The following is a 26,019-nucleotide window of genomic DNA, read 5'->3' on the forward strand; positions in this document are numbered from 1 at the left end:
CGCCAGAGTTAGGTGAATTGGGCTAGCAGCCGATCGAGCCGGGCCATAGACTGGATAACCGCGCGTACGGTATGGTAATTGATCTTCCAGGAATGACCCATGTGCGTCCAGATGGGTTGTCCTTCGCGGGTCATGAGCGGCCACCATTCGCCTACTTCAGCGTTTACCATTTTGTCGAGCACGAAACGATGCACGTTCTCGTAGGCCCGCCAGTAGTCGTGATTCTCCGTAATCCGGTAGGCGTCAAGAAAGCCAATCAGTAGTTCGGCCTGCTGCCAGAATTCTTTTTCGCGGTCATAAACGGTTCCACTGTGTGAGCCTTCTACAAAAACACCGCCATATTCCCAGTCTACCCCGTAGTTCAGGGCGTGGCTCAGGGCTTTTTCGAAGACAGCGCGGTAGGTATCGTAGGGCAACTGCAGAACGTCGAGGGCGTGTAGCAGCAGCCAGCCGAACTCGCCGTTATGGCCATAGTTGGTGTTATCGTCGGCCGTTTGTTTGATGCCGCCTTCGGCAAACCGGTCCCAGCCCCAGATCACGTCGAATTTAATTTGGGGCGCTACCCGCCAGTCGGCCCAGAACTGCGGCAGACCCGTTCCGTAGGCGGGGTGCAAGATCCGCTGAACAAGCAGATCGATTACTTCGAGCAGCTTTCGACGGTGCAGAGGATGCTGGCTGGCTTCGTAGAGCGTAGTAAAAGCCTCCATCAGGTGCATGTGTACGTCGAGGGTTTTGCGATCCCCACCGCCGGGGCCGGGGCCTTTCAGCGTCCAGTCGCGGGAAAACATCTCGAAATAGCCGCCATAATGCGTATCGGCCGCGTGGATTTGCAGCAGGTCGAACACCCGTTGGGCGTAGTCCAGCCCCCGCGGGTCGCCGGTGGCGAGCGTATATTCGCTCAGGCAGTAGATGGCGAAACTCTGTCCATAGGCGATTTTCTGGTCGTTGAGCACGTCACCCTGCCGATTGGTCATCCAGTAGAAACCACCATACTGCGCGTCCCACATCCGATTGATAAGGTAGTCGACACCATGTCGCGCGAGCTCGGCCAGTTCGGGTCCGCCGTAGCCCGCCCGATGGGCCGACGCGTAGGTATAGATCGAACGGGTTTGCGAAATCAGCGATTTCTCGTCAGTGCCGGTGTCGTGCCCATGCTGATCGAAGTGGGTGATAAAACCGCCGTTCACGCGGTCGGCGCTACGGCTTACCCAGAACGGAAGAAGTTGATGGGTCAGGTGATGATGCAGTTCCTGACGATGCTGCTGAAGGGATTGGCGGTTCATGGGGCGTGTAGGTCGTGGCCAGTTGATACAATTCGTCGGGTGTAGCGGTGCCGGTCTGGCCGAGTTTCTGTACGGTAACGGCTGCGGCCAGGTTAGCGATAGTCAGGGCCTGCGGGGGGAGCGCACCGGCGCTCAGGCTGGCCGCCAGAGCCGCTACAACCGTATCGCCCGCTCCCACCGTATCGAGCGGACCCGATACCTCAAGGCCGTCGATCGACCAGATGTCGTCATCCCGGACGTAGAGCATACCGGCCTCGCCCCGCGTAACGACCAGCGGTCCGCCCAACTCCTGGTTTAGTAGCCGGGCGTGTTCAATACACCAGTCGAGGTCGGGATGGCTGGGGAGAGTCACCTTTCGGCAACGGGCCAGCTCGGCCGTATTTACTTTGAGCGTGGCTCCCCGAATCAGCAGTCCCGAATGCCGCAGATCGGCCAGACAACACACCGCCGGGTGCTGACGAATGCGTTCATTCAGAGCCGGAAGCCGGGCTTCGGTCAGGAGCGGACACGGAAACTGCTGGTTGATGACCAGCACATCGAGCTGGGGCAGGAGCTGAGCCAGGCCGTTGAGCAGCTGGTCGAAGTCATGGTCAGGTAGTTTGTTCTGGCTGCCAAAATCGATCCGGTTCGCTTCAGCCTGTTGCTGCATCGGCTTCGTATACACACAGGTATCCCAGCCGGTCGGGGCCGTCAGCAGGTGATCGGTGTTGACACCCCGTTCCTGCATCAGCTGTCGCATGGCATGGCCAAACAGATCGGCGCCAACTACACCGACGGCCCAGACCTGGCCGACGCCCAGCGCCAGCAGGTTCTGTATAACATTGCCCGCGGCTCCGAGCGACGCTTTGGGCCGACTGCCCCAGTAAACCGGCCGGTTGGTTTCGAGTGAGTACTCGCCCGTTTCGGTGTTGAGCTGGTAATACAGGTCGAGCGCAAAATCGCCGATGACGCCTACGTTCAGCGTTGCCATGCGACCAAACAGGGCGGGCATGGCGTCAGACCAGGCAGCGGTAGGCGAAAGGGGCAGGATACGCATGCGAACAATGTAGTGAGCAGACTGCGTCAGTACAAACCAACCACCTGCTGCTTTCTTTACCGGATTGCATTGCTGATCAAACTGTCCTGCCGGGCCAAATCTACTCATCTATGGTGTTGACTTACCATTGTCGTTTTGTTGCCATTGTCCTCGTTATGTGGGGATTATCTGCGCTGGCTGGGGCGCAGTCGGTGCCCGAAAAGCCGTGGATGCTGGGCCCTTTCGTCAAACAGAATGCCGTTAACCCGATTCTGAATGCTCAGGCTACGACTACCTTTCTCTGCCCCGTCTCCCGAAAAACGGTACGCTGGGAAGAAAAAGACGTGTATAACCCGGCTACTGTCGTGCGCAACAAGCGGGTATATATGCTCTACCGGGCCGAAGATACGGTTCGGCGGGTGGGCGGAACCTCGCGGCTGGGGCTGGCCGTCAGCCGGGATGGGCTGCATTTTAAACGGCTGCCGAAGCCGGTATTTTATCCCGATCAGGACGCGATGAAAACCTACGAATGGGCCGGGGGCTGCGAAGACCCGAGGGTCGTTGAAAGCCCCAACGGCGTTTACGTGATGACCTATACGGCCTACGACGGCGACAAAGCCCGGCTCTGCGTGGCTACCTCGAAAGACCTGCTAAGCTGGAAAAAACACGGATTGGCCTTCGATCAGTATGCCAACGGAAAATACCGCAATGCCTGGTCGAAGTCGGGCGCTATCGTGTGCAAACGCGTTGGAGACCGGATCGTGGCCCAGCGAATCAACGGAACCTACTGGATGTACTGGGGCGACCAGCCCGACCTGCGCCTGGCCGTATCGACGGATCTCCTTCACTGGACACCGCTCGAGAACAGGCAGGGGAAACCGATACCAGCCGCCGAGTCGCGCCGGGGTACCTACGACGCCCGCCTGATCGAACCCGGCCCGTACGCCCTGCTGACGCCAGCTGGCATCCTGCTGATCTACAATGGTATGAACGAACCCAAAACCGGCGATCCCAACCTGCCCGATCATGCGTATACCGGCGGTCAGCTGCTGTTCGACGCCAGCGACCCGGCCCGGCTGATCGATCGCTCGGAGACGTACTTCATCCGTCCCGATCAACCCTACGAACTCGAAGGACAGGTCAACCAGGTGGTTTTTCTGGAAGGGATGGTGCCGTTTCGGGGGCGGTGGTTTCTGTATTACGGCACGGCTGATTCCAAGATCGGGGTAGCCGTAGCGGAGCAGTAGCCAGGGGGTCAGGCTACCGGTCGGCGGTGGTGGAAAAAACGCTGTTTGCTGCCGAAAACCAGCAGGCACGAGACCAGAATCAACAGAATATCGAAGCCGAACCGCTGAAGTCCCTGTTCCGCCAGATCATACCGGCCACTAGCCAGCCCGATCCCGATCATTGCCGCTGCGTTGATGATAACCATAGCAATAAGAGCACCGGCAATAATACTCTTCCGGAACGAAGACATAATGATAGCCCCGGCCAGGGTTCCGCACACAGACAGCAGGGTGTCGCTCGTGCTGGGGTTCGCCAGGTGATAGACCTCTTCACTGCGGGTAAAATCGGTTAAGCTGACCTCGCCGGTAGTTTGCAGGAACCAGTAGGTAAGTGCTGAAGTCAGAATCAGGGTTATGTAGCCAACTACCGACGATTGAATAGCCCGCCAGAGCACCTGCCATCGGCGCAGCACGACCGACAGGGCAATACCAGCCAGTGGCTCGAAACCCGGGGCGATAACGGCGGCTGCTACAAATGGCATGATCTGACGCGTTGGTGCCGATACGAGGCCGATGGTTGCCATAACGCCCCCCAGCGCCATGAGCAGGACAAAGTTGGGGGTTATCCGTCCCTGGTGCCGCATGCCAGTCTCTATTTCTTCCCAAATGGCTTCGTCGGCATCATTTTCGAGTTTGTCGGCCTGATCAGGTTCGATGATACTCTCGGTAAGCGACGTGCTGACCAGGTAGGGGGCATCGCCACAGCGGTTGGCAATGGCTTTTAAAACTCGGTCCGACCCTTTGTTGAGCAGTTGAACGGAAAGAGCGTCGCCAACGGGTTTGTGGGAGTTGTCGGGGTAGAGCGCCACGCCGATTACCTCATCGAACTGGAGGAGGTCGGCCATCAGGGCGGTTGTTTTATCGGCAGGGAGCTGAATCTGGAAGGTACGATGCATATGGCTGAGTAATCAGGAAACTAACCGTCATGTGGGGTAAGTGTTTGCGGATGAGCGGAATTGGTTGGGTCCGGAACCGTACTATATTTGACGAAATGAATCATGGCTATGCCCACTCCCGCAACCCAATCTATACCATTCAGCGATTACGCCCGATACGACGCCACGGGACTGGCCGAGCTGGTCCGTCGGTCCGAGGTGTCACCCGTCGAACTGCTGGAGACAGCAATTGCCCGCGCTGAAGCGGTCAATCCGTCCCTCAATGCTATCGTAACACCCCTGTATGAGCAGGGGCGCACCCTGACCAGTCGGCTTCCTGAAGCTGGACCGTTTCGGGGTGTCCCGTTTTTGATCAAGGATCTGGAGCTGGAATGGGCCGGTACCCCGATGAAGTCGGGCTGCCGGGCCTACGCCAGCTACGTATCCCCGATAGACAGTGAGGTGATCAGCCGCCTGAAGGCGGCCGGTTTGGTGTTCTTCGGCAAAACCAACACGCCGGAGTTTGGCCTGACGCCGTATACCGAATCGAAGCTATATGGCCCGGCCCGAAATCCCTGGAAACCGACGCATTCGCCCGGTGGCAGCAGCGGTGGGTCGGCGGTAGCGGTAGCGGCTGGTATCGTACCGGCAGCCACGGCCTCCGACGGGGGGGGCTCGATCCGGATTCCGGCCTCCTGCTGTGGGTTGTTTGGGCTGAAGCCATCGCGCGGACGGATGACGCTCGGGCCGCGCTATGGTGAGCTTTGGAACGGGGCCGTAATTGGGCACGCGCTGACCCGCTCTGTGCGCGACAGTGCGGGACTGCTGGATGCGGTAGCAGGCCCTATGGCGGGCGATCCGTACCTGATTACCCCGCCCGAACGTCCGTTTGCCGATGAAGTGGGTCGCGATCCGGGTCGGCTTCGTATTGCTTTCTCCGCAGCCTCGCTCATGCCCTCGATGACGATTGACCCGGAATGTATCAAAGCGGTTCAGGAAACGGTACGCCTGCTCGAACGACTTGGCCATACGGTAGAGGAGGTGCCCCTGCCGTACGAGAAAACCATCCTGACTGAAGCGTTCTTTGTGTCGGTGCTGAGCGAGACGGCAGCTACCCTGCGCGAACTGAGTAGTTACCTGGGTCGGCCGGTTCGGTCGGGCGATGTAGAGCTGAACACCTGGGCGCTGGCCCGCCTGGCAGACGGGTTTTCGGCCGCTGATGTCGCTTACCAGAAACGACGCTGGAATACGCTGAACCGGGCTATGGGGCAGCTGCACGAAACGTATGACCTGTTTCTGACGCCAACGCTGCCCCGGCTGCCCATCGAAATCGGTACGTTTCAGAATAGGGCGTCAGAAGAGCGACTCCTGAAGCTGGTCGACGCCGTGGGAGGGCTGAAATACCTGAAAGGCAGCAGAACCATCGACGATCTCGCCGAACGCTCGCTGGGTTATATTTCGTACACTGTCATCACAAATATGACCGGGCAGCCGTCTATGTCGGTGCCGTTGCACTGGTCGGCCGATGGGTTACCGGTCGGCGTTATGCTGGCGGCCCGGCTCGGCGACGAGGCCACCCTCTTCAGGCTGGCGGGGCAGCTCGAACAGGCCCAGCCCTGGTTCATGAAACGGCCTCCCCTGTAGAGACGCAATGGCCGGGTAGTGTGGACTTTCTGCTGGCGCATGTGAGAGGTAATGGCTGGCGCATGTGAGACGCAATGGCTGGCGCATGTGAGACGCAATGGGTTGCGTCTCTACTCGGCGTAATCGAGGTCTTTGCCGAATGTTTCGTCGATGGTGAGAACGGCCCAGAAGCCGAGGGCGAAACAGACGGCGGCTACTACGGCTGCCGAGCCGATTACGCCCAGGCTGGGCTTCAGCAGCTGGAATGCCGGAATGGTCAGCAGCGTTGTGGCCCGCACGTTGTTGGCTACGGAGGTAGTTGCCGTAGCCCGGAGGTTGGTGCCGAACGTTTCGGCAGTGACGGTCAGGAACATGGCTATATACCCGATGCTGAACCCCATGCCGACGCAAACCGAATAAAAGGCATCCGCACTACGTAACCCGCCAAACAGATAGATGCCCACGAACAGAAAGTTCAGACCCATCATGAGCCCGATAGCCTGGCGACGGGATTTCAGCCACTGGCTGAGCGGTCCACTGAACAAATCCCCCACAACCATACCGACGTAGGTGAACATGACGCACTGACCGGGCTGGATTGGTTCGGCAATGCCCAGCGCCTTCCCAAACTCGTTGGCAAACGTCGCCAGGATGCCAATGACCAGGTAGGTCGGTACGGCCAGGCCCATACAGCGGATGTAGCGCGACAAGCGCTCACTATGGCTGAACAGCGCCCAGAAGTTGCCACGGCTTACGCCCGTTTGCTGCACGCGCCGGAACATACCCGACTCCAGTGCGCTCACCCGCAAAATCAACAGTCCTAGTCCTAATGCTCCACCGATGAAGTAGGTCGTACGCCAGTCGAACAGCGTTACCGTGAAATAAGCGACTACGGCACCCAGCAGTCCCACACCGGCTACCAGCGACGAGCCATAACCCCGCAGTTCTTTGGGCAGAATTTCGCTGACGAGCGTAATGCCCGCCCCCAGCTCCCCCGCCAGGCCCAGCCCCGCCACAAACCGGAGAAGAGCGTAGGTGGTGGGGCTTTCAACGAATCCGCAGGCTATGTTGGCCAATGAGTAGGTGAGGATGCTGCCGAACAGGACCGACAACCGACCGCGTTTGTCGCCGAGAATACCCCACAGAATGCCACCCAGCAGCAACCCCGCCTGTTGCACGTTCAGAATCTGGCCACCCGTCAGCGAAATTTCGGTTTCCGACAGCCCCAGATCCTTCAGGCTGGGCACCCGGACAATGTTGAACAACAGCAGGTCATATACATCGACAAAATACCCCAGCGCAGCCACAATGACCGGCAGGGTGAACAGGGGGCGGAGCGAAACAGGAGAAGGTGGAGTAGTCGTCATAGGGGAGGGTGGGTCAGCATCTATTGCCATCAAAACGAAGCGTGGTCCGTCCTGATGACACAAAAAGCACAGAGAAAACAATAGTTACCTCTTTACTCGCTGTGTCGTCACGACGGACCACGCTACCTGCCGAAAAGGATTACCAGAACCGGACGTAAATGGCTGAAATCAGCAGCACAATAACCGCGATCAGGGCTGTAGTCGACGGAGCCAGGCGGAACATTTTGGAGTCGATCTCGAACGCTTTCGGGCTAACGGCCGGACCGGCCAGGCTGATAGCAACCATGACCACTACCGTAAAGAAGAACGACCAGCCCATACAGATCAGGAATGGGATCTCGTAGCCGCCGTTTCCGTTCGGGAAAGCCGTGTAGATCAGCGTTTCGTTGCCTAGTACCGTAGGCGCGTAGTGGTTAAAGAATACGGCCAGGGCAAAACCCAGCAGAATACCGACCACCGCTGCCGTACCCGTTGTCCGTTTCCAGAAGAAGCCCAGCAGGAAGACGGCAAAGATACCGGGGCTGATGTAACCCGTATACTTCTGGATAAATGTAAAGCCACCTTCGCGACCGATACCGAGCGTATCCTGCCAGGTCAGGGCAATAGCCAGCGCCATAGCCATGAAAATAGCGATACGGCCTACCCAGACCAGCTGCCCTTCGTTGGCGTCTTTCTTGATGTACTTCTGGTAGATATCCAGGGTGAAAATAGTCGAAATGGAGTTGGCTTTACCGGCCAGGGAGGCTACGATAGCTGCGGTCAGAGCCGCCATCGATAGTCCTTTCAGCCCGTTAGGCAGAAAAGACAGAATAGCCGAGTAGGCGTTGTCGGCCAGGAGCCGGCCACCCGGAGCCATCTCGCTTTGTAGACTGCCGTTCTTATAAAGGACGTAGGCCGCAATACCCGGCAGCATAACGATCAGCGGCATGAAAATTTTCAGCAGCGCAGCAAACAGGATACCGGTGCGGGCGGTGTGCAGGTCAGCGCCGAGCGCGCGCTGTGTGATGTACTGGTTACAACCCCAGTAGTTCAGGTTTACGATCCACTGACCGGCAAAATACATGGCAATACCTGGGAGGGTCAGGTACTTGTTGATCTCTACCTGCGACGCGTTGGGGCCCGGCTTCTCGAAGATCAGGTGGAAGTGGTCATCCGCGTCGCGCATCATGGCGCCGAAACCCGCCAGTACGTCGTTGCCCAGGCCGAACTTCTGGCTTACCAGCGTCAGCGCCAGGTAGGTCGTAACCAGCCCACCAATGATCAAGACTACTACCTGGATAACGTCAGTATACCCGATCACCTTCATACCACCCAGGGTGATAACCAGCGCGAACAAACACAGGCCAATAATGATAGCATGGAAGTAATCGGCACCGACCAGCGTGCTGATGGCCAGCGCGCCCAGGAACAGAATAGAGGTCAGGTTAACGAAAATGTACAGGAACAACCAGAAAACGGCCATGATCAGGGAGACCGTTTCATTATACCGCGTCTTCAGAAACTGCGGCATGGTGTAGATATGATTCTTGAGGTAGATGGGCATGAACCAGACTGCCACAATAATCAGCGAGATGGCGGCCAGCCACTCGTATACGGCAATGGCCACCCCGAACTGGAAGCCGTTTCCCGACATCCCGATAAACTGCTCGGCCGAGATGTTCGATGCGATTAATGACGCGCCAATGGCCCACCAGGTGAGGGACCCTTCGGCCAGGAAAAAGTCTTTGGTGTCGAGATTGGTCTTTTGTTTTCGCTTGTAAATCCAGTATCCGTAGGAGGAGACACCAATGAAGTACAGGAGGAAGATAATGTAATCTAACTGGTTTAGCTGGTTCATTACGGCACGCAGTGAAAAGGGTTAGCTGATTAGCGCGTAAAAAAGCAATTTATTCTTGAAATAGGCTTTATCGTTTACATAAAATCATTGCACAAATAACAGAAAAGGCACAAAGTCATGCTTTGTGCCCCTATAAAGCGGATAAAACAACTATCATTTCATGGAAACAAGTCGGGTCGGTAGCCGCTGGGTAACGGTTGGCGTCGACAGGCGGAACGAGAACTCCTCGGACTGAAATCCGGCCGTATAGACCCGGAAGGTGTAGTTTCCATCTTCTACATCGCTCAGGTCGAACATCTGTCTGAACCGGTTGCTTTTGCCGCCCTTACCCGGCAGAGTCTCCCGGAACAGAACATTGCCTTTCTGATCGATCAGTTCTACGTTTACCTTAAACTGGGGTAATGATTTTTCCAGAGCGAGCCACACTTTGGAAGAGGCCGCGGCCGGATACATAGCGGCCTGGAAAGCTCTCTTCTCTGGATTGCCGGTCTGGATCGTTTCCGCAAGCGATATCGATGCGGTCAGTGTCAGCAATATTAGGCTGACAATCAGGGTGATGCGAGTTTTCATTGAGTCGAATGGATTAAGTGAATAATCAACCCAATGATGCAGGCAGACGGCCGGGCCGCTGCGGTTCTGGAGCAGCGGCTTAGAAAAAGGATGAATGGCAGCAGCGCAGCTTACTCGACAAAATCGAGGTCTTTGCCGAACGTTTCGTCCAGACGGCTCAGCGACCAAAACGCCAGTCCATACACAACGAGGCCGAGCAGGCCGGCCCCCACCAGCGTACCAACGGCGGGCTTGATGGCCTGAAACGCGAGGGTCATCGGAATCAGCGTACCGCGTACCACGCTCGGTACGGACGTCGTGGCTGTGTTGCGGAGGTTGGTTCCGTACCGTTCGGCTACCGTAGTGAGGTACATAGCAATGTAGCCGGTGCAGAAACCCGCCAGCAGAAAAACGGTATACACCCCCTCGGCTGTGTCAATGCCGCCGAACAGCAGAATTCCGCAGAGGGTCATGCTGAGCAGGAGCAGACTCGTAATAGCCTTTATACGCGACCGAAGCCACTGGCTCAGCGGACCGCTTAGCAGGTCGCCACCGGCCAGCCCCACGTAGAGCAGCATAACGCAGCGGCCGGGCTTGACCAGTTCTGTCAGTCCCAGTGCCTGACCAAATTCGTTGGCAAACGTGGCCAGAATACCGACAACGAACCAGGTAGGCATGCCAACCGCTACGCACTGGAGGTATTTGCGGGTAGAGGCCCATGTTCGAAAAAACTGCCCAAAATTGCCCCGACTAACGCCTTTGTGCTCAGCTTTGAAGCGGCTGAACAGTCCCGATTCGAAAACACTGACCCGCAGCAGCAGCAGCGCCAGGCCCATGCCGCCCCCTACGAAGAAGGCCGTTCGCCAGTTGAAGTACTCAACGGTTAGGTACGCCACGCCCGCGCCAAGGTAGCCGATACCGGCCACAACCGCCGAGCCGTAGCCCCGAATTTCTTTCGGTAGTATTTCGGCTACCAGCACCATAGCCGCCCCGATCTCGCCCGACAGGCCGATACCCGCCAGAAAGCGCAGCACCGCGTATGTGTTGACATCCTGTACGAATCCACAGGCAATGTTGGTCAGGGAGTAGGTAACAATGCTGCCAAATAAGACCGACATACGACCTCGTTTGTCGCCCAGTACGCCCCACAGGATACCGCCCAGCACCAGACCGGCCTGCTGGCAGTTGAGGATGAACGTTCCTGCCGTTGATACGGCGCCTTCGGTCAGCCCTAACGATTGCAGACTCGGCACCCGCACGATGCTGAAAATCAGCATGTCATAGACGTCGACGAAGAAGCCGAGGGCCGATACAATGACCGGTAATGCCAGTAAGGGCCGCAGCGACGGGCGCGCTGCGGGCAGGGGCGTGAGCGTTTGCATAAGGTGGGTATCGTTCGGGCAGGCCGTTACTCCTCCAGGTAATCGAGGTCTTTACCGTGCGTCTCCGGAATGGTCAGGATGGAATAGAACCCAATCACGAAGCTGATCAGCCCGACAACGGCCCCCGCGTTGATCGTCTCCAGCGAAGGCTTCAGGGCCTGGTAGGTAAGTGTCATCGGAATAACCAGACCACGCACCATATTGGGAACCGTCGTGGCCGCCGTGGCCCGCAAGTTCGTACCAAACTGTTCGGCGCCAATAGTCACGAACATGGCCCAGTAACCAATGCCGAACCCCATGGCCAGGCAGAGCCCATACAGGGCCGTTGCCGACGTGATGCCGGTGTAGAGATAAACCAGGCTGAACAGCAGCGCTATGCCCATCAGCAGCGCAACCCCTTTTTTGCGGGATGCCAGCGCCTGACTGATGAAGCCGCTGGCCAGATCGCCGGCCGCCAGACCCACATAACACCACATGATGGCCAGCCCCGGCTGTATTTCTTCCGCTATGCCGAATGCTTTCCCGAATTCGTTGCTGAACGTAGCCAGAATACCGATGACAAACCAGGTGGGCAGTCCAATACCGATGCATTTCAGGTAGCGGCTGAGCCGGTTGGCGTTTGTGAAAAACGACAGAAAATCGCCCCGGTTTACGTGCGTCTGCTCCGTAACAGTAGTGAACATACCCGACTCCACAACACCTACCCGCAGCAGTAGCAGCCCGAACCCCAGGCCCCCCCCCACGAAGAAGGCTGTTTGCCAGTCGAACAGTTTAACCGTAAAGTAGGCTACTACGGCCCCAAAGAGGCCAATGCCGGCCACCAGCGACGTACCGATCGCGCGTTTTTCTTTCGGAAGCACCTCACTGACCAGGGTGATGCCCGCGCCCAGTTCGCCCGCCAGGCCGATGCCGGCAATGAACCGCATGAGTGCATAATACAGCGTCGGCTCCATGAAGGTGACGTTATCGACAAATCCGCAGGCTACGTTGGCAATAGAGTAGGTAATGATACTGCCGAACAAGACCGACAGCCGCCCCCGTTTGTCGCCCAGTACGCCCCACAGGATGCCGCCTAGTAATAAACCACCCATCTGCCAGTTCAGAATACTGGCGCCAACCGTCGAGATTTCATCTGGAGTTAGGCCAAGGTCTTTCAGGCTGGGCACGCGAACAATGCCGAATAGTAGCAGGTCATAAATGTCAACGAAGTAACCGAGGGCAGCAACGATGACGGGTAGACTGAAGAGGCCTGCCGGAGCAGCCTGCGTTTCTTTAGGAAGGGTTGGAACAGCCATACGGCGAAAGCAGAGAGATTGATTCTGCAATAATACGAAATGGCCAAAGAAGATTAACGCCTGCTGGCAGTATTGGCAAATAGATGATAATGAGGGTGGGAGAGCCGACTTACGGTTTGTCCAGTCTGATACGAGTTGAGCCCTCCCATAATGCGCCCCTTGTCGTAGTTATAAGTCGACTCCACGCGTCTTGATCCGGACTGGGGTGCCTATGTCAGACAACTACCTCATAGCAGGACGAGAAGCCCGAAAGGCAGGTTCGTAAGAATTGGATTAGGTGGCAGATGACAGGTTCGGAACACGGTACTAATACGGATCAGGCTGGCCGGGCTGGATCACGGTCAGGTCAGCCTGGCTCGGCAGAACGGTCCGTACCGGTGCTGGGAGGGACAGATACACCTGGTAAGCGGTACCGAGTGCCCAGGCCTTCAGCGCGGTTCGGGCCAGCACGAGCGCCTGCTGTACCAGAAACATCAGCAGAATAGTAGGCGTATTCCGCATAGGAATTAGCCCATCGATCAAAAAGTAGAGCCCGAACAGCGCGGCCCCTATACCAATAAACAGCCAGTACAAACCGTAGGTACGGGGCAGGTTCCGCATGACCAGCCGCCCCGCCCGGCCAAACGCCCGGAACGCGTTCGGCTCATCGTCGCGGAACATAATCACTTTGGCATAATCGCCTATGCAGAACAGCAGGGTGGCGGTGAGGGCAAACAGGCTGAAGAAACCCAGGCCTACCCAGAATAAGCCCCGCTCAGTCAGCGTATCGCTGAGCACGATGCCGACCAGCAGACCGGCAACCAGCCAGAGGCCCGCCCCCACCAGCAGAAACAGGGTTGTTACGCCCAGCAGCTGTAGAAAACGACCAAAATAGGCCGTACATACCTGCCAGAACAGACCGGCGTCGAACCGGCGCGAGGGCTGCGCAAAGATGTTCAGGATGCCGCCCGCCAGAAAAACGCTGAGAAAGACAAACAAAACCCCAAGCCAGCGGCCAACGCTCAATAGTGGATCGATGACCCGCTCGCTGCGCTGCATGAAATCAGCATAAACGGTATAATCGAAACCGTCGAGCAGGTTTAGAAAGGCACGCGAGTCCTGATCTTCGGCCTGAAGGGTACTATAAAACGGCAGGGCGACCAGCAGCCCCAGCACGAGCGTAATGCCGTACAGCAACCCGATGAGCCGGGTCGACCGGAGCAGGTGGCGGAGCGACAGGAGTAAAGCGTTCACGAATGGTTCAGGTTAAGCGTAAACGGGCCAGCCGCAATCGGTTCGTCGGCCAACCCGGTATTGGGCAATTAATCTGAACTAAAAGTACATTTATTTCGGCTCCGACAGCGGGTGCTCGGTCCTGATTTTCTCCTGCAGCTTCAAAAACCCGTCGATCAGTGCTTCGGGGCGGGGTGGGCAGCCCGGTATGTACACATCGACCGGTATGATCCGGTCTACGCCTTTAACGACGTGGTAGCCGTGTTGCCAGTAGGGACCGCCACAGTTCGAGCAGGAGCCCATTGAGAGTACATACCGGGGTTCGGGCATCTGTTCGTACAGACGCCGGATCCGATCCGCCATTTTATAGGTAACCGTTCCCGACACGATCATGATGTCAGACTGGCGGGGAGACGGGCGCGGAAATATGCCAAAACGGTCGAGGTCGTAGTTGGCCGCAAACGCCTGCATCATCTCGATGGCGCAGCAGGCCAGCCCGAAACTCATAGGCCAGAGCGATTTCTCGCGCGACCAGTTCAGGAGCTCTTCGGAGTGCATCAGAATGACACTCGCTTCGCCGGATTTATCGCTCATATCGGTTAGAGATCGGTTGGTGAGCTGGTCAGGCCTGCGAGGGAGCCGAGGCCGACCGGTACTTGTCGTTCACCCGGTCGTACAGATGCGGGGGTATATGCGTGGGGGCGGTAGGTAGTTTAGGCTGGGGTTTGACCCAGTCGAGATACCCTTTGGCCCAGACATAGGCAAGGCCCAGCCCCAGAATTGCCACGAACAGAAACGCTTCGGTGAGTGCAAACCAGCCCCAGAGCCCACCAGAAGCCCGGATCAGGCTCGCCTGCCCGAATACCGTTGCCCACGGAAACAGAAAGACCAGTTCCACATCGAATAGTACAAAAACCAGCGCCACCACGTAGAACCGGATGTTGAACTGCACATTCGCATTGCCGATGGGTTCTTCGCCCGATTCGTAGGTGCTGTTTTTCTCCACGTTCGGGCGGTTCGGGCGAAGAAGCCGGGCCGCAAACAGCACAACGGCTATGAACGCAAACGCACCCAGGATGAACAGCAGCAGCACACCGAAGTCAGAGAGCATGGCAGGGAGAGTAACGGACGGTTGGCGATGTGGTCAGGTTGGAAAGACTGGCTGCGTTGCCGCGAAGCCAATGATCGACCCTTATTTTTTCTTCTTGTTGTAGAGATTATACACTATAGCCACCTGAAGATTCCGGTTCCGGTACGTAGCCAGGGGCTCGGGCGATACGTCGCTCAGGCCGTAGACGTAGCGAACGTGCAGGCTGAACTTGTCGAGCATGTCCAGAAAATCGTAGTGAGCACCGACCACAAGGCCCAGGTCATTACGGGGGCCGGGGCCGGTTGTGGTGTTGGTGCTGAGGGCATAGCTGAACTCAGGACCGGCCTGAAGCGTCAGACCTTCGGTTGGGATATACCCCAGCAGAATTGGCACGCTGGCGTAGTAGTACTGGGCGCGGCTGGTTGACCGTCCGCCCACCCGCTCGATTTGAAAAGTGCCTCCTTTGATGGCCAGCAGCGCTTCGGGCTGAATCACAAACCGCTGATACCGATACCGATACATGACGCCGAAATGAGGCTGTAACGCCTGTTTCGGAATATTGGCGCTGATTCCTGATACGTTGACACGCGTTAACGAAGCCCCTACCTTGAGCCCGAAATGACCGCCAACGGGGTTATTACTTTGGGCCTGAGAAAGAGCGGGGAGGAGCAGTGTGAAAGCAAAAAAAAGTAATCGGTACGTGCGCATACAGGAATGAGGATGGAGTATAACCACCCTATAACGGTTGATCAGGCCACAAAATTGGTTAAAAAAAGTTAAGATCAGGCCGCTTAATTCAGACGGGGATCAACGGGGTAGTGCGCAATCGACTTATACTCGCCCCCCATCCGCTTAAGAACCCCCCGCCAGAACTCGCTGGCGGGTGTGTCGAAGAGGAAGTCGGCATCAGTACGGCTGACGATCCAGGCTTTCTGGTTCAGCTCAGCATCCAGCTGACCTTCGCTCCAGCCCGAGTAGCCAATAAAGAAACGGGCGTCGCGATCGGTGAGGGTACCCAGATTAACGGCCTGCTTTACCTGCTCAAAGTCGCCACTCCAGTACAGGCCGCTCAGTACCCGAATGGAGTTCTCAATCAGGTCGGGTCGACGATGGATGAAATGCAGGGTGTTGTGCTGAACAGGGCCGCCGACAAACAAAGGCAGGTCGACCGAAATGTCTTCGATTACATCGCTGAGGTGAATATCGGTGGGCTGATTCAGCACGAGTCCAAACGTACCGGCCGGGCTATGTTCGCAAACCAGTACTACGCTCCGCTCGAAGTTTGTATCGCCCATAAAAGGCTCGGCAATGAGGAGATTTCCGTTGGCGACAGACGGTATATTGGCGTTCATAGGCAGTTGGTGCGTTAACGGGGTTTATCCTCTAAACGACGGGAAAGTGGCCTATGTTACTCAAAAATAAACGTATTGGGTAAAAACGATCAACATTTTTGATTACCATACGGCAGGCGCCGGGCTAACCCGACTCGCAGCGGGCCCGCTTAGTCGTGAAAGGTAATGCCTACGCTCCGGCCCGACAGCTGGGTAAGTAAGGGACGCAGCATCCGGTCGGCGTTTTCGCGGGTTTGAGTCAGTATGCCTCCGTCCAGGGCCGACTGCCGGATCTGCCGTTCGGCTTTGCGGTACGCATCGCTCACCAGCTGCGACTGGTCAAGAAACGAAAACCGGGTATCGTAGACCCGCGACCGGTCATGGTTGATTTTCCAGCCACATAGTTCGGGCTTAGGCAACCGGATGGTTACAGAGTCCTCGCTGGTCAGGATGTCGGACGGACCCACCCGGCTGAGGTCGATGCAGCCGACGGCCTCGCCCTCGACGATCAAAACCGCGTTGGCGTTGGGCAAAAACGTATTGGGCTGCTCGTATTCGATTATGTCTTTGAAGGTGTAGCGCACAAGCTCCAGCTTGCCCAGGGCTGTTACCTCTTTCAGGACAATGCTTTGCGTAGCCTGATCGCCCCGGCGAAACCGGCTCAACGCGCTACTGCCGCGAATCTGCTCCCAGACGGCGATCAGACCCGCTACCAACAGAACAAAAACAAACAGGCGAAGAATGGTTTTCATAGTGTAAAGCGGGTTAAGCGTATGCGTGGGCTTGGCCTGATCGGTACGCTGTAGTGAGGGAAAGAGCACCTGGCTGGCTCGAAAAAGGAAACTCCCAAACCGTTGCCGATCTGGGAGTTTAGGTAATGGTACATATGGCTTACTGAAGCCGACTCGGCTCGTCGGCCGTATGATTTTCCAGATCGAACAAGTCGTTCAGCACGTCGATGAGGGTCTCGGCCTCACCGCGTTTGCAGGCGGCTTTGAGCTGAAGTACCGGCAGCTTGATAATCTTCTGCATGATACCCCGGGTAATTTTTTCAACCTTCTCCGACTCGTCGGGCGTGAGGTGCTTCAGGTGGCGGGCAATTTCGTCCTTGCGAATCTGCTCCAGGGCATTTTTCAGTTTGTTGATCGTTGGCGAAACGATCATTTCTTTCGACCAGTCGCCGAATTCGGTTACGGCCTGATCAATGATGGCTTCTACTTTCGGGATGGCCGCCAGCCGCTGGTTCAGAGCCTCGTCGGCCCGGTTGCGGATGTGATCTATGTTATAAACCAGCACACCCGGAATCTGCTCAACAGCGGTATCGACGCTGCGGGGAACCGATAAATCGAGGAAGTATTTGTAGGTAAGCACCGTTACGCCCTGCAGCAGCGTGGGCGTAATGAGCGGCTCGTCGCGCATGACGGACGAAATAATCACATCGGCCTGGCGAATCTCGTCGGTCAGGTTGGCGAAGTCGGCAATGCGAAACCCGTACTGTTCGGCCAGCACTTCCGTTTTAGCCTGGGTGCGGTTGCAGAGCGTAATGTTCTTCACGTTCCGGTCGGCCAGGTTCCGGCAAACGTCGGTACCGATTTCGCCCAGGCCGATAACGAGTACGTTGGGGTCCTGCCGGTCGCCTACCAGTTCGTCGATCAGTTCAACCGCTGCGTAGGATACTGAAGCGGCTCCATCGCGGAAGGCCGTTTCCTGCGCCACGCGCTTGTTGGTGAAGAAGATGGTATGCATCAGCCGGTGCAGGAAAGGGCCGGCCATGTCCAGATCGGCCGACCACTGGTACGCCTGCTTCACCTGATTCGGAATCTGCATGTCGCCCACCACCTGCGAGTGGAGCCCTACGCATACCTCGAACAGATGCCGAACGGCCTCCTCATGCCGGGCAAAAAACTGAAAATAAGGCAAATACTGATCTGTATCGGTCAGTCCTTTCTCAATCAGCAACAGCCTGACAATGTCGGCGTTCAGGTTCGCTCCGCCCTGCTCCGATGCGTAGTAAACCTCGGTGCGGTTGCAGGTTGAGATGATAAGCAGGTCTGACAAACCGAAGAAGTCGCGCAGCCGCAGCATGAGCCGCTTGGCTTCTTCTTCGCTGAGTGCAATTAATTCGCGCACATGAAGCGGTGCCGTTTTGTGCGATAAACTAATTGAGTTGAAAGTATCTAACATTGCCGAAAAAACACGCTATATGACCACGGGTCAACACAAAATTACGACACAATCGCCGGACCTTGAAACAGCTTTCGTAATCGGTTTATTTATTTAGAATGTGTCCAGATAAGTAGGCCAACTTCTTTCTTGAGTCCTATTTAAATAGAAACAGAACCGGCCCGGCAGACGTTCTCTTTTGTACCATCATTTGCAATTTTTCGTTTAGTCGAAGGGGAATTCATTATCCATGCTCAAGTCATTCGATATATATAATCAGAATAATATTCTGAAGATTATTGTAGCGCTGAACCTGCTACTGGTTGGAACGGGCTCGCTGCTGTACACGAACCGGCTAATTACCCGGCTCGAAGCCCGCGAGGAACAGTACGTTCAGCTCTACGCCAAAAGTATCGGTTACCTGTTTGGCAGCAGCCAGGCCAACGCGGGTGATCTGACATTCGTGACCGACGAAATCCTGAAAGCGAACAAAACAATTCCGGCCATTTACGTCGATCCGGAAGGCCAGCTGGGCGGGGCGCTCAATGTTGACATACCGGAAGAGTACAATGCCGAGCAACGCGAAAAACTACTTCGTCAGCGGATTGTCGAGATGCGGGATCGGCACCCGCCCCTGGTAGTTGATCTGGGTAATAATGAGCGGGGGCTGGTCTATTACGCAAACTCGAGCCTGCTGCGGCAACTGACCTATTTCCCGTACGCGCTGCTGGCCATACTGACGGCCCTGGGGGTACTGGCTTACCTGTCGTTTAGTGCGTCGCGCCGGGCGGAGCAGAACCGGGTCTGGGTGGGGCTGGCGAAGGAAACCGCTCACCAGCTGGGTACGCCCATGTCGTCGCTGATGGCCTGGGTAGAGTATATGCGTTCCGATCCGGACCAGTACGACGGATCGATAACCGACGAGATCGAGAAAGATGTACGTCGGCTCGAAACCATAACGGCCCGTTTTTCCAGCATTGGGTCGGTGCCGACGCTGAAGGAAGAAAACCTGAACGAGGTAGTTCGTCAGTTTACCGATTACCTCTCGAAACGCATCTCAACGAAGGTAAAAATGAGCGTGGCCAGCCAGCTGCCGGCCGGACAGACCGTTAAAATCAACCGACTTCTGTTTGAGTGGGTCATCGAGAATATCTGCAAAAACGCCGTCGATGCCATGAAAGGCACCGGGGAACTGCGGCTCACGATGCAGACATTACCCAACCGAAGCGTAGCCATCGACATTGCCGATACGGGCAAAGGCATTTCCAAGAAGAACATGCAGAAGGTGTTCAACCCCGGGTTCAGCACCAAGAAGCGCGGCTGGGGCCTCGGCCTGACGCTGGCCAAGCGCATCGTTGAAGAGTATCACAACGGACGCCTGTACGTAAAAAGCTCGGAGGTAGGCAAAGGAACGACCTTTCGTATTGTGCTGAATAACAGCTGATCATCTTGGGTACGGCAGCCAGACGGTATCCGTTTCGATGACATTACTCTCGTTGAGGTCGCGGTCGCGAATCTGAATCTGAAATTTGGTCGGGTAGATCTGGAAACTGGTCCCGTACTGGAATATCTGATCGAATTCAAGCGGCCCCTCAATGGCTCCGCTGGGTTTTCCTTTGGCCAGATCGGGGAAGTACAGGGTCCGGTTAACAGTCAGCGGCACTTCAACGTACTGGCGGTTAATGAGCCGGAACGTACGGATGCGGTAGTTGCCCCAGCCGCCGTTGGATGCATAGCGGGCCGAGTCTGGTTTCGAGATGGGAATATCGTTGCCCAGATTGCCGTCGCCATCCTTGAAATTAATGACCACGATGACCGAATCGCGTCGGGAGCGACCTACTCCCTGCCCGCCTGCTATGGAGTACCGATCCACGCGCTCGAACGATATCTCGGGAACATTAGAGTAGTTGGGTTCGGTAAAACAACTCGACAGAGTGAGGGCCAGGCCCAATACAAGGAGGTATGGTTGAATTTGTTGCCGCTGCATACTGTTGTACTCGTTGTGCAATAAACGCTCTTGTTTTGTCTCTTTTATCAACACTTCCGGCCGATGTGGCTACCCGGCGCGCGAGGCTCAGGCAGCAGATCCTGACCGTAACCCCGGCATCATTTGAGTCGCTGGCGCTGGCCGTTTTTCGATACCAGGCCGAACATAACCCTATTTACCGGCAATATCTGCATTATCTGCACGTTCGGCCCGAGCAGATCTCCAGCCTGCGCGAGGTTCCCTTCATGCCGATCGGGTTTTTCAGGAACCATACCATTCTGACCGGCGTTGACCCCCGCCCCGAGCTGCTGGCCAACACGCTTACCTTTGCCAGCAGCGGCACGACCGGAGCCGCTACCAGCCGTCATTATGTACCCGATCCGGCGCTGTATGATGCCGTCAGTACCCGAATTTTCGAGCAGCTCTACGGACCGCTCCAAAACGTCACTATTCTGGCGCTGTTACCCTCGTACCTTGAACGAAATAACTCGTCATTAGTGTACATGGTTCAGCGATTTATGGCGCAGGCTGACTCGGCGCAGAGTGGTTTTTTTCTAAATGATTTCGACGCCCTGTCTACCCGGTTGTATCAGCTGCTGCAACGCTCTGTGCATAAGACCCTGCTGATCGGCGTAACGTTCGGATTGCTCGACTGGGCCGAGTCGCGGACGGATGTTTCGCTGGCAGATTATCCGAATCTAATCCTGATGGAGACGGGGGGCATGAAAGGGCGCCGGAAGGAGCTGTTGCGCGAGGAAGTCCACGACATACTGACGAGCCGAACCGGGGTACCCATCGTTCACTCCGAATATGGCATGACCGAGCTACTGTCGCAGGCCTACTCGCTGGGGCAGGGGGTGTTTAGACCGAGCCCAACGCTGCGTGTGCTGCTGCGCGACATCAATGACCCCTTCACGATCTATCCGGCCGCATCTCCGGCCGGCCCTGGGGCGCGGCAGTCGGGCGGTATCAACGTTATCGATTTGGCCAACCTGGACTCCTGTTCGTTTCTGGAGACCCAGGACCTGGGCCAGTACGTCGGTGCAGATGGTCATTTCCGGGTAATTGGCCGGTTCGACAATTCTGACGTGCGGGGCTGTAATCTGATGGTTCTCTGACCATAAAAAGAGCCAGGCAACTCCCGGGGGCGCCTGGCTCGATGTGTCGTTCGTCAGATTTAAGCGTACAGCTTCACGTCGTCCAGCGTGATCTCATCGCCACACATGATAATAAGGCGTTCGATGACGTTGCGCAGTTCCCGAACATTACCGGTCCAGGGCAGCGACTGCAGATAGGCCATACCGTCGGGTGTAAACTCTTTCGGCGTAGAGCCGTACTCGGTAGCGATGTCGTGCAGGAACTTGTCGGTCAGGAGCGGGATGTCCATACGTCGTTCGGCCAGGGGCGGAACGTGAATCACGATTACGCTGAGCCGGTGGAACAAGTCTTCGCGGAAGTTGCCGTTAACAATTTCCTGGCGCAGGTCTTTGTTGGTAGCCGCAATAACCCGCACGTTGACTTTGATCTCCTTGTCGCCACCGACGCGGGTAATTTTGTTTTCCTGCAACGCCCGCAGCACTTTGGCCTGGGCCGACAGGCTCATGTCGCCGATCTCGTCGAGGAAGAGCGTGCCGCCGTCGGCTTGTTCGAACTTACCGACGCGTTTGGCCGCAGCACCCGTGAAGGCGCCTTTTTCATGGCCGAAGAGTTCGCTCTCGATCAGCTCACTCGGAATGGCCGCGCAGTTTACCTCAACGAGCGGCATGGAAGCACGGCTGCCTTTTTCGTGAATCTGTTTGGCTACCATCTCTTTACCGGAACCGTTGGCCCCGGTAATAAGAACCCGGGCTTCGGTAGCAGCCACGCGGTTGATGGTATCCTTCACCTTACGGATTGGCTCCGACTCGCCTACAATCTCGTTGAGTTTGTAAATTCTCTTTTTCAGGGTTTTGGTTTCCTGAACCAGTTTGGACCGTTCGATGGCGTTACGGACCGTAATCAGCAGGCGGTTTAGATCGGGTGGTTTGGTGATAAAATCGAACGCGCCACGTTTGGTTGCTTCTACCGCGTTCTCAACATTACCAAAGGCCGAAATCATTACAAACTGAGTGCTACGACTGGCTTCGTTGGCTTTCTGAAGGAGCTCAAGCCCGTTGAGCTTGGGCATTCGAATATCGCACAGAGCTACGTCGTAACTCGTTCGCATAATCATATCTAACCCTTCTTCACCATCTTTCGCTTCGTCCACGTCATAACCTTCGTACTCTAAGATATCGCGCAGAGCCGCCCGAATTGGTTTTTCGTCGTCCACGATAATCAACTTGGCCATACAATCAGGGTGGGTTTTTACTAAAGGGTTGGTCCTGGGCGAAAATAGAGGTTTTATACCACTAACCGCAAGAACGTATCGCTAATTTTTAGCAGACTCTGTCAGAACAGCCATCCAGACAGGCTGGTTCAACGGGGTAAGTGCAGGCTCAGAACACGCGTAACATCAGTGCGTCCATCAACCGGTCGGAGCCGGAACGAATACGTATAAGGTCTGGTAGCGGGCAGTTGGTATTCAGCGTGAACCCGGGGTGTCCAGCTGTCATCGCCCCCCAGCCCCATCTGCGCCAGATCGATGTTAACAACCGTAGTTTGTCCGCGTTCGGGCTGCTGCGAATACGGATGCTTTGCCTTTAGTAAAGCGGCATCGGTATAGTCACGGGCGTTGATATTGAGCAGGCCAGCCGCAGTTTTATCGCCAATGATGAGGAGGCCAACGCCTGAATCATCGGTCAGTTCAGCCCAGCGGACGTCGGTTTTGTTGCCGTTTTCCTGGGCCATCAGGTAGGGGAAATACTGGTCGGCTACGCGGGCTTCGTACAGCCCAACCGGCGCGGCATCTTTCCGGTCGGCATAGCTCTCGAAGGGACCACGTCCGTACCACTTTAGCTGCCTCAAGCTGGCGGGCAGGTGCAGCTGGAGACCGATTCGGGCCAGAGGGGGCAGACTGCCGCTGGGCGTGTAGGTGGTCGTTACCTGAATGTCGCCAGTGCCGTATACGAGGTAGTCGGTCTGCTGCCGGATGCTGCCGCCGTTCAGGCTCAGTTCATTGATGCAGCTGACCAGTACGCGCTGCGGGCGGGCGTTGACCGTCAGGCTGACGGGTCGGGCTTTGGCGGTGTCGAGACCGGCCTGACGCCAGCGGGCCGCGTACGACTGGTCTCCTCCGCCTTCGTCATTGTCAGTCGGTACCCGCCACAGGCTGGGTTGCAGGGGTTGGGTCAGCAGGTTGCGACCCCGGTAAAAAAGCTGGCTCAACCCGCCGATGCGTTTGTCAAAAACGACCGCCACGTCTTTGCTGCGAATCGTTACCTCCGTCGGCGTTGAAGCCACTTTAACGGGTGGAACCGGCGGCACCCCCGCTGTTGCCAAACCGCCTGCGCTGACGGCTATCGGAAACTGGGCCGAGGCTACTTCATGACCGGCGGCTGCCCAGCTGGCCGGTTGTTTGAGCCGGACGCTTACGTTCAGGAAATACTCGGCGTCGTCGGTCGGGTTAAAGCCGGGGTACGTAACGGGCAGGGTGAGCACCTGCGTCTGGCCGGGTTTGGCGACCAGGTTCGTCTCCGCACCCTGCTGAACGACCGCGCCGTTTCGGATCAGTGACCAGACCAGCCGGAATGGTTCGAGTGTTTGGAAGTCGTAGGTGTTGCGCACGTTGACCCGGGCCGGACTGCCTACCGATAGCGCGGTGGGTACCGTCAGCTTCACATACTGGTACACCAGCTTAACCTCGTTTAGCTCAGGCTGGGGCGTACGGTCGGCGTTGACGAGGCCGTCGCCCGCGTTGGCTCCGTCGATGTAGTTGATATGCGCCATGAACGGCTGCCCGGCCTTGTTGCGGAGCTGCAGGCCCTGATCGACCCAGTCCCAGATAAAACCACCCTGCATGCGGGGATATTTGTCGATGCCGGCCCAGTATTCTTTCAGATTGCCGACGCTGTTACCCATCGAATGGGCATACTCGCAGACGATGAGCGGACGTGAGGGGTCTTTTTCCATGAGCGCCACCATGCCGGCCACGGACGGATACATGGTCGATATGATGTCGAACTGGGTAAGCGGCTGCGTGGCCGATGCGAAATCGGTGTTGTAATTGTTGCGGCCTTCGTAATGAATAGGGCGGGTTGGGTCGACAAGCCGGATGATGTTGGCCATGTCTACGAAGTTCTGGCCCATGTCAGTCTCGTTGCCCAGCGACCAGATGACGATACTCGGGTGGTTTTTGTCCCGCTCAACCATAGCCCGGCCGCGGGCTACGAACGCATTGCGCCATTCGGGTCGGGCGGCTGGAGTCTGGCCTTTCTGCCAGAGTTCGTGGCTTTCGATGTTCGCTTCGTCGATGACGTACAGGCCGTATTCGTCGCAGAGGTCGTACCAGTCGGTGACGTTCGGATAGTGCGACGTGCGTACGGCGTTGATGTTGAACTGCTTCATGAGCCGGATATCTTTCTCCATCGTGGCCCGGTCAACAACCCGGCCTGTTGCTGGGTCGAACTCGTGGCGGTTGACGCCTTTGTAGGTAACCGGTTTCCCGTTAACCAGGAGCAGACCACCGGTCAGGTTCATTTCCCGAAAGCCAAGGCGCTGACTAATAGCCTCGGTGGGTTGACCGTCGGAGCCAATCAGCTGGGCCGTTAGGGTATAAAGGGCCGGGCTTTCGGCACTCCAGAGCGCCGGGGCTTTGATGGCTTTAGTGAGTCGGAAGATTCGTTCCTGATCGGTTTCGACGGCATCGCTGGCGTTGATCGTTTCCGTGAAAATTGCCGTTTGTTTCGGGTCGTACAGCGTTAGCCGGAGCCGATACGGAGCCGACTCGCCCGATAGGTTCCGAACGTTGGCGGTCACTTTCAGGGTGGCATCGCGGTACTGCTCGTCGAGGTCGGTTACGACGTACAGATCGCGCAGGTACGTTTTGGGCGTCGCGTAGAGGAACACATCCCGAAAAATGCCCGACAGGCGCCAGAAATCCTGATCTTCGAGGTAGCTGCCGTCTGACCAGTTGATGACTTCAACAGCCAGCAGATTCTCGCCCGGCTTCAGCTTATCGGTAATCATGAACTCGGCCGGGGTCATGCTGTCTTCGTGATACCCCACCGGTTGCCCGTTCAGAAATACGCGGCAGGTTGACTGTACGCCCGCAAAATGCAGGAATACATGCCGACCCTGAAAGTTGGCCGGTACGGTAAAACGCAGCCGGTAGAGGCCGGTCGCGTTGGTATCGGCGGTGATGCGCGGGGGCGTTGCCGGAAACGGGTGTTTGATGTTGGTGAAAATGGGCCGGTCGTAGGGGCGACCTTCGCGGGCACCCACAACCTGCCAGTTGGAGGGCACCGGCATGTTATCCCAGGTGTTGTCATTCAGCGCGGGCTGATAAAAGTCGGCGGGTACCTGGCTGGGGTGCTTTACCCAGCGAAACTTCCAGCTGCCGTTCAGCAGGCTGACATACGGCGAACTGCGCCAGTCGCGGGTGGCCAGGGCCTGTTGCTCGGTGGCAAACGGGATCAGGTTGGCATGGGGTTTCTCGGTGTTTCGGCTGATAACCTGTGGATCTTCCCAGTCAGGCAGGGTCTGTGCCCAACCCGCGTGGGTGGTACCAATCGATAAAACAAGCGCGAATAGCAGACGTTTGTGCATAGGAGGAGTGTTTTTTCGTTACCAGAACAAGGGTACGCC

22 protein-coding genes are annotated in these 26,019 nt (G+C 56.8%); 4 read left to right on the plus strand and 18 right to left on the minus strand.

The window, feature by feature from the left end:
* Window positions 1–8 precede the first annotated feature (8 nt).
* Together FBR45_RS02960 and FBR45_RS02965 are read right to left on the minus strand one after the other, a co-directional pair.
* Window positions 9–1,283, minus strand: a complete 1,275-nt coding sequence (locus FBR45_RS02960; RefSeq protein ID WP_138499172.1) for an AGE family epimerase/isomerase — start codon at window positions 1,281–1,283, stop codon at window positions 9–11.
* On the minus strand, window positions 1,198–2,319 hold the full coding sequence (locus tag FBR45_RS02965) for a bifunctional heptose 7-phosphate kinase/heptose 1-phosphate adenyltransferase (protein WP_138499174.1): 1,122 nt from the start codon (window positions 2,317–2,319) through the stop codon (window positions 1,198–1,200). The genes FBR45_RS02960 and FBR45_RS02965 overlap by 86 nt, the downstream gene beginning before the upstream one ends.
* A 155-nt stretch (window positions 2,320–2,474) precedes the next feature.
* Here FBR45_RS02965 and FBR45_RS02970 point away from each other — a divergent pair, with 155 nt between their 5' ends.
* Window positions 2,475–3,545, plus strand: coding sequence for a glycoside hydrolase family 130 protein (locus FBR45_RS02970; protein ID WP_246082089.1), 1,071 nt, complete (start codon window positions 2,475–2,477; stop codon window positions 3,543–3,545).
* Window positions 3,546–3,553: 8 nt separating this feature from the next.
* On the opposite strand, the gene FBR45_RS02975 is transcribed toward FBR45_RS02970, so the two are convergent.
* Window positions 3,554–4,480 carry a DUF389 domain-containing protein gene (locus tag FBR45_RS02975; RefSeq protein WP_138499178.1) on the minus strand — a complete coding sequence of 309 codons (927 nt, stop codon included), beginning with the start codon at window positions 4,478–4,480 and terminating at the stop codon, window positions 3,554–3,556.
* 108 nt (window positions 4,481–4,588) lie between these two features.
* Here FBR45_RS02975 and FBR45_RS02980 point away from each other — a divergent pair, with 108 nt between their 5' ends.
* Window positions 4,589–6,103, plus strand: a complete 1,515-nt coding sequence (locus FBR45_RS02980; RefSeq protein WP_138499180.1) for an amidase — start codon at window positions 4,589–4,591, stop codon at window positions 6,101–6,103.
* Window positions 6,104–6,213: 110 nt separating this feature from the next.
* Here the strand turns inward: FBR45_RS02980 and FBR45_RS02985 are convergent, their stop codons facing one another.
* From FBR45_RS02985 to hemA, 12 genes are all read right to left on the minus strand, one after another.
* Window positions 6,214–7,449 (minus strand): MFS transporter, encoded by a 1,236-nt coding sequence (locus FBR45_RS02985; protein ID WP_138499182.1) that lies wholly within the window; start codon window positions 7,447–7,449, stop codon window positions 6,214–6,216.
* Window positions 7,450–7,588: 139 nt separating this feature from the next.
* A complete protein-coding gene (locus tag FBR45_RS02990; protein WP_138499184.1) occupies window positions 7,589–9,286 on the minus strand; it encodes a sodium:solute symporter family transporter in 1,698 nt (565 codons plus the stop codon).
* A 153-nt stretch (window positions 9,287–9,439) separates the two neighbouring features.
* On the minus strand, window positions 9,440–9,856 hold the full coding sequence (locus FBR45_RS02995) for a hypothetical protein (RefSeq protein ID WP_138499186.1): 417 nt from the start codon (window positions 9,854–9,856) through the stop codon (window positions 9,440–9,442).
* Window positions 9,857–9,966: 110 nt separating this feature from the next.
* Window positions 9,967–11,217 (minus strand): MFS transporter, encoded by a 1,251-nt coding sequence (locus FBR45_RS03000; RefSeq protein WP_138499188.1) that lies wholly within the window; start codon window positions 11,215–11,217, stop codon window positions 9,967–9,969.
* A 26-nt stretch (window positions 11,218–11,243) separates the two neighbouring features.
* Window positions 11,244–12,512, minus strand: coding sequence for an MFS transporter (locus FBR45_RS03005; protein WP_138499190.1), 1,269 nt, complete (start codon window positions 12,510–12,512; stop codon window positions 11,244–11,246).
* Window positions 12,513–12,818: 306 nt separating this feature from the next.
* Window positions 12,819–13,745 (minus strand): hypothetical protein, encoded by a 927-nt coding sequence (locus FBR45_RS03010; RefSeq protein WP_246082090.1) that lies wholly within the window; start codon window positions 13,743–13,745, stop codon window positions 12,819–12,821.
* Window positions 13,746–13,835: 90 nt separating this feature from the next.
* A complete protein-coding gene (locus tag FBR45_RS03015; RefSeq protein WP_077920840.1) occupies window positions 13,836–14,318 on the minus strand; it encodes an NADH-quinone oxidoreductase subunit B in 483 nt (160 codons plus the stop codon).
* A 28-nt stretch (window positions 14,319–14,346) separates the two neighbouring features.
* Window positions 14,347–14,835, minus strand: a complete 489-nt coding sequence (locus FBR45_RS03020) for an NADH-quinone oxidoreductase subunit A (protein ID WP_138499192.1) — start codon at window positions 14,833–14,835, stop codon at window positions 14,347–14,349.
* A gap of 81 nt (window positions 14,836–14,916) precedes the next feature.
* A complete protein-coding gene (locus FBR45_RS03025) occupies window positions 14,917–15,522 on the minus strand; it encodes a porin family protein (RefSeq protein ID WP_138499194.1) in 606 nt (201 codons plus the stop codon).
* An 83-nt stretch (window positions 15,523–15,605) separates the two neighbouring features.
* On the minus strand, window positions 15,606–16,166 hold the full coding sequence (locus tag FBR45_RS03030) for a YqgE/AlgH family protein (protein WP_170315644.1): 561 nt from the start codon (window positions 16,164–16,166) through the stop codon (window positions 15,606–15,608).
* A gap of 149 nt (window positions 16,167–16,315) precedes the next feature.
* Window positions 16,316–16,897: a DUF4230 domain-containing protein gene (locus tag FBR45_RS03035; RefSeq protein ID WP_138499196.1), complete on the minus strand. Its 582-nt coding sequence runs from the start codon at window positions 16,895–16,897 to the stop codon at window positions 16,316–16,318.
* A gap of 139 nt (window positions 16,898–17,036) precedes the next feature.
* Window positions 17,037–18,329, minus strand: coding sequence for a glutamyl-tRNA reductase (gene hemA, locus FBR45_RS03040; RefSeq protein ID WP_138499198.1), 1,293 nt, complete (start codon window positions 18,327–18,329; stop codon window positions 17,037–17,039).
* 229 nt (window positions 18,330–18,558) lie between these two features.
* On the opposite strand from hemA, the gene FBR45_RS03045 reads away from it, so the two are divergent.
* The gene (locus tag FBR45_RS03045; protein ID WP_138499201.1) at window positions 18,559–19,752 is read left to right on the plus strand and encodes a sensor histidine kinase; all 1,194 of its coding nucleotides are present in this window, start codon (window positions 18,559–18,561) and stop codon (window positions 19,750–19,752) included.
* On the opposite strand, the gene FBR45_RS03050 is transcribed toward FBR45_RS03045, so the two are convergent.
* Complete coding sequence (locus FBR45_RS03050) at window positions 19,753–20,295, minus strand: hypothetical protein (RefSeq protein ID WP_138499203.1); 543 nt, start codon at window positions 20,293–20,295, stop codon at window positions 19,753–19,755.
* Window positions 20,296–20,330: 35 nt separating this feature from the next.
* On the opposite strand from FBR45_RS03050, the gene FBR45_RS03055 reads away from it, so the two are divergent.
* Window positions 20,331–21,413, plus strand: coding sequence for an acyl transferase (locus tag FBR45_RS03055; RefSeq protein WP_138499205.1), 1,083 nt, complete (start codon window positions 20,331–20,333; stop codon window positions 21,411–21,413).
* A gap of 59 nt (window positions 21,414–21,472) precedes the next feature.
* Here the strand turns inward: FBR45_RS03055 and FBR45_RS03060 are convergent, their stop codons facing one another.
* Window positions 21,473–22,624 carry a sigma-54-dependent transcriptional regulator gene (locus tag FBR45_RS03060; protein WP_077920846.1) on the minus strand — a complete coding sequence of 384 codons (1,152 nt, stop codon included), beginning with the start codon at window positions 22,622–22,624 and terminating at the stop codon, window positions 21,473–21,475.
* Window positions 22,625–22,752: 128 nt separating this feature from the next.
* Entirely contained in the window at window positions 22,753–25,980 is a 3,228-nt protein-coding gene (locus tag FBR45_RS03065) for a glycoside hydrolase family 2 TIM barrel-domain containing protein (protein WP_138499207.1), read from the minus strand.
* Window positions 25,981–26,019 lie beyond the last annotated feature (39 nt).

Source organism: Spirosoma lacussanchae (assembly GCF_005870035.1).
Taxonomy (GTDB): domain Bacteria; phylum Bacteroidota; class Bacteroidia; order Cytophagales; family Spirosomataceae; genus Spirosoma; species Spirosoma lacussanchae.